General features: G+C 68.9%; 2 protein-coding genes. Both read right to left on the reverse strand.

The genetic code is table 11. From position 1 onward, the window contains the following. Window positions 1-938, reverse strand: a 938-nt coding sequence (locus tag ABT245_RS45545; RefSeq protein ID WP_351746969.1) for a beta-ketoacyl synthase N-terminal-like domain-containing protein, incomplete at its 3' end; no start/stop codon positions are given. Window positions 939-996: 58 nt separating this feature from the next. Next, window positions 997-4,706 (reverse strand): SDR family NAD(P)-dependent oxidoreductase (locus ABT245_RS45550; RefSeq protein WP_351746971.1); only part of this gene is annotated, 3,710 nt, incomplete at its 5' end.

Raw genomic sequence — 4,706 nt, forward strand, 5'->3', positions numbered from 1 at the left:
TTGGGTGCGGTGAGTCCGTTGCTGGCGCCGTCCTGGTTGACGGCGGAGCCGCGTAGCACCGCCAGGACGGGGTGTCCGTTGCGGCGGGCGTCGGAGAGGCGTTCGACGAGGAGCATGCCGACGCCTTCGCCCCAGCCGGTGCCGTCGGCGTCGGCGGAGAATGCCTTGCAGCGTCCGTCGGCGGCCAGTCCGCGCTGGCGGCTGAACTCGACGAAGGTCGTCGGGGTCGACATGACCGTGACACCGCCGGCCAGCGCCATCGTGCACTCGCCGCGAAGCAGCGCCTGCGCGGCCAGGTGCAGAGCGACCAGCGACGACGAGCACGCGGTGTCGATGCTGACCGCCGGGCCTTCCAGACCGAACGTGTAGGAGATGCGACCCGAGGCGATGCTGCCCGCGCTGCCGTTGCCCAGGTGCCCCGCCACCTCTTGCGGCGCGTGCTCGAAGCGGGATGCGTAGTCGTTGTACATCACCCCGGTGAACACGCCCGTGGCGCTGCCGCGCAGCGACGACGGGTCGATGCCCGCCCGCTCGAACGCCTCCCAGGAGGTCTCCAGGAGCAGGCGTTGCTGCGGGTCCATCGCCAGCGCCTCACGCGGCGAGATCCCGAACAGCGCCGCGTCGAACTCCGCCGCCCCATGCAGGAAACCGCCTTCACGGACGTACGACGTGCCCGGCGCGTCCGGATCGGCGTCGAAGAGATCGGCCAGCGGCCAGTCCCGGTTTTCGGGGAACGACGTGATCGCGTCGCCGCCCGAGCGGAGCAGCCGCCACAGAGCCTCCGGCGTGTCGACTCCGCCCGGGTAGCGGCAGCTCATCGCCACGATGGCGACTGGCTCGGGGTCCCGGTTCTCCACTTCCTCCAAACGCCGACGCGTCTGCTGGAGTTCGGCCGTGACGCGCTTGAGGTAATCGAACAACTCTTCTTCGCGTGCCATGCAGTATCACCTGGGGTCAACGAGTGGGACGGGGAAGCGGGCCGCGCGTGGAAATGGATCAGAGGTGGCGGTCGATGAAGCGCATTAGTTCTTCGGGCGTACTCGGGTTGAGGAACTCCTCGCCGGCGGTGTCCTGTTTGGCAGCTGCCTGATGCGCGGGTTCGCCGTTCCACAGGGCGAGCAGAGTGCTGAGCCGCGCGGCCACCGCATCGCGGTCGGTGCCGGGACCGGCGCCCGGGGTTGTGCGGTCGCCGTCGCCGACACCCGAAGCGACGTCCTGGGCGGACCCGGTGGTCCCGGTGGACCCCTTGGATCGGGCGGACCGGGGGCGACCCTCCGCGCCTTTGATGAGGGCTTCCAGCCGGTCGAGTTCGGCCAGCAACGGATCGATGGTCGTCGCCGGTGGCACGTCCAGGGTCAACTCGTCGCCCAGCCGCCCGGCGAGTGACTCCACCGTCGGGTGGTCGAAGGCCACCGTGGTGGGCAACAACAGACCCGCCCGGGCATTGAGCCGGTTACGCAGCTCGACCGCGGTCAGCGAGTCCAGCCCGAGATCCAGGAAGCCCTTGCGCGGGTCGAGAGACGCTGGGGAAGGGTGACCGAGGACAGCCGCCGCCTCGGCGCGTACGATCTCGACCAGCAGCGCGCCTCGCTCCGTGGCGCCCAACGGCGACAGCCGCTCCCGCAGGCCGCCTACGGACCCGCCACCGGCAGAGGAGCCAGGGATCGCGGATGGCAGGAAGCCGCGCAGGACCGCCGGTGCCTCGGATCCGGACGGCTCACCGTAGGCGGACTGGAGGACCGCACGATCCAGAACAAGCGGAACGACAGCTGGTACGTCACTCGCCAGCGCCCGGTCGAGCATCGCGAACGCCTCGTCCGCACCAAGCCTGCCGATCCCGCCTCGCGACAGCCGACCACGGTCGGCCGCGCCGAGCGTCGCCGTCATACCGCCGTCGATGTCCCAGGGGCCCCAAGCCAGAGACAGAGCGGGCAGCCCTGCGGCACGCCGTACCTCGGCGAGCGCGTCCAGGAACACGTTCGCCGCCGCGTAGTTGGCCTGGCCGGCAGATCCCAGCACACCTGCCGCCGAGGAGAACAGAACGAAGGCGGACAGACCTAGGTCCCGGGTCAACTCGTGCAGGTGCCAGGCAGCGCCCGCCTTTGGACCGAACACGCCCGTGAGGGAGCCATCCGACTGACTACGGAAGGTGGCGTCCGCGACCACACCCGCACAGTGCACCACCGCGGACAGGGGACGCTCCGCAGGTATCCGCGCCAGAAGGTCCATCAACGCGGCACGGTCAGAGACGTCACATGCGACGAACTCAGCCCGGGCGCCCAACTCCTCCAGTTCCTGGACCAGTCGCTCAGCACCCTCTGCGGCCGCACCTTGGCGGCTCACCAGCAACAGGTCCGTGACCCCGTACGCCGCGATGAGCCGCCGCGCCATCAGACCACCCAGGCCACCGGACGCGCCCGTGACCAATACCGTGCCGCCGCCCCAGGGCTGTGACGTGTCGTGATCCGACCGAGCGGGGGAGTCCATACGGACCAGCCGAGGAGTGAAGCAGTCTGCCGACCGCAACGCGATCTGCGGCTCGCCGGTGAACACTGCGGACGGCAGAGCCCGCCACGCCTCCACGAGTCCCTCGGCCTGTGCGTCTGCCGGAAGATCCACCAGCACCAGTCGGTTCGGATGCTCGAGCTGCGCCGCACGCAGCAGGCCCCACACCGAGGCCGCCGCGAGCCGCACACCCTGATCCGTCCCCGCTCCCGCTTCCTGGATGGACGCCGCACCACGCGTCACCACCAGCAAATGCGTCCGCGCGGAGTCCGGATGCTCCAACCACTTCTGTACGGCGTCGAGCACCCTGCCGAGGACACTGCGGGCCGCCTCCGCGGGATCGGCGGCGTCCGCGTCCGGATCCGGGACGGTGAACACCACCGCGTCTGGCGGCGGCTCGGACGCTTCCAGGACATCCACTGGCTCCTGGGCCTCGCTGTGGACCGTGACCAGCACCTGCCCGGATTCGGCGAGCGCGTTCCACGCGGCCGCTGGCGGGTCTCCGAGGAATAGCCAGTGTTCCAACTCGGGTTTGACGGCGCCGCTCAGGAGCAGCGGTTCCCAGCTAAGAATGAAGGGCGCCTCGGCATGGGCTGCCCGGGCCTGCCGCAGTTGTCCCTCGGACACGGGGCGTCCCACCAGCGACGCGATGGTCGCCACCGGAGAGCCTGACGAGTCGGCAAGGTCGAGGCAGACGGTACCCGGACCGTTCCGACGGAGTCGTACACGCAGCTTACCGACGCCAGCTGAACCTCCGGAGAACAACGAGACGCCCGTCCAGGCGAACGGCATAACGGCCCCGTCAGCTCTCTCGGCCTTGGTCGTGTGCAGGGCAGCGTCGAACAAGGCCGGATGGATGAGAAACTGGTTCTCTGTCTTTCCGGGCATATCGACCGGGCCGACTGCGGCGAACAACTCGTCGCCGCGCCGCCAAACCGTCTGGAGTCCTTGGAAGGCGGGCCCATATCCCAGTCCGGTCGAGGCCAGCTCCGCGTAGAAGTTACTGATCTCCACCGGCTCCGCGTCACGCGGCGGCCACTCCGCCGGCCGCCAAGCCGTGGTCCGGCCCGCTTCGGAGAACGCCTCCGTCAGCACACCCGTGCAGTGCCGGGTCCAAGCGGCCTCGGGCGGCATGCCCTCGGCTCGGGAGAAGACCTCCACCCGACGGTACCCGCCGACGCCGGAACCAGGCTCGCAGACCTCCACGTGCAGGTGTGCGGCGGACCTCTCACCAAGGACGAGCGGCTGGTCCAGCGTCAGCTCGGCGAGGTGCGGCGCTCCGGTCTGACGCCCCGCATACAGTGCGAGTTCCACGAACGCGGTGCCCGGCAGCAGCACACTGCCCATGACCATGTGATCGGCCAACCACGGGTGTTCTTTCAAAGACACCCGTCCGCTGAGCACCGTACGACCCGAGGACGGAGAGGTGAGGGCCGCCTTGAGGAAGGGGTGGTCTGTGTCGGTGAGGCCTGCGGATGCGACGGTGCCGGCTGGGTTGGTGGGTGGTGTGTGGTGGAGCCAGTAGGTGTGGTGTTGGAAGGGGTAGGTGGGGAGGGGGGTGTGGGTGGTGGTGTTGGTGGGCCAGGTGGGTGTGTGGCCGTGGGTGTGGAGTTGGGCGAGGGCGGTGGTGAGGGTGGTGGTGTCGTTTGTGGTGGGTGTGAGGGTGGGGATGGTGGTGTGGTTGATGTGGGGGGTGAGGTGGGGGGTGGGTCCTATTTCGAGGTAGGTGGTGTGGCCTTGGTTGTGGAGGTGCTGGATGGCTTGGTGGAAGCGGACGGTTTCGCGGGTGTGGCGGAGCCAGTAGTCGGGGGTGGTGAGGTGGTCGGGGTCGGCGGGTTGGCCGGTGAGGGTGGAGATGATCGGCAGGCGGGGGGTGTGGAATTCGATTGATTCCAGTGTGTGGCGGAGGTCGTCGAGGATGGGTTCGATGAGGGGTGAGTGGAAGGCGTGGCTGACGTTGAGCGGTTTGACTTTTCGTCCTGTTGCGGCCAGTTCGTTGGTGATGGCTGTGACGGATTCCTGGTCGCCGGAGATGACGAGGGCGTTGGGTGCGTTGATGGCGGCGATGGTGGCCTGGCCGTGCAGGAGGGGGGTGACTTCGTCTTCGGTGGCTTGGATGGCGGTCATGGTGCCGTCTGGGGGGAGGGCTTGCATGAGGCGGCCGCGGGTGGTGATGAGGAGGGCTGCGTCTTGGAGGGTGA

This window comes from Streptomyces sp. NPDC001508, assembly GCF_040298665.1.
Taxonomy (GTDB): Bacteria; Actinomycetota; Actinomycetes; order Streptomycetales; family Streptomycetaceae; genus Streptomyces.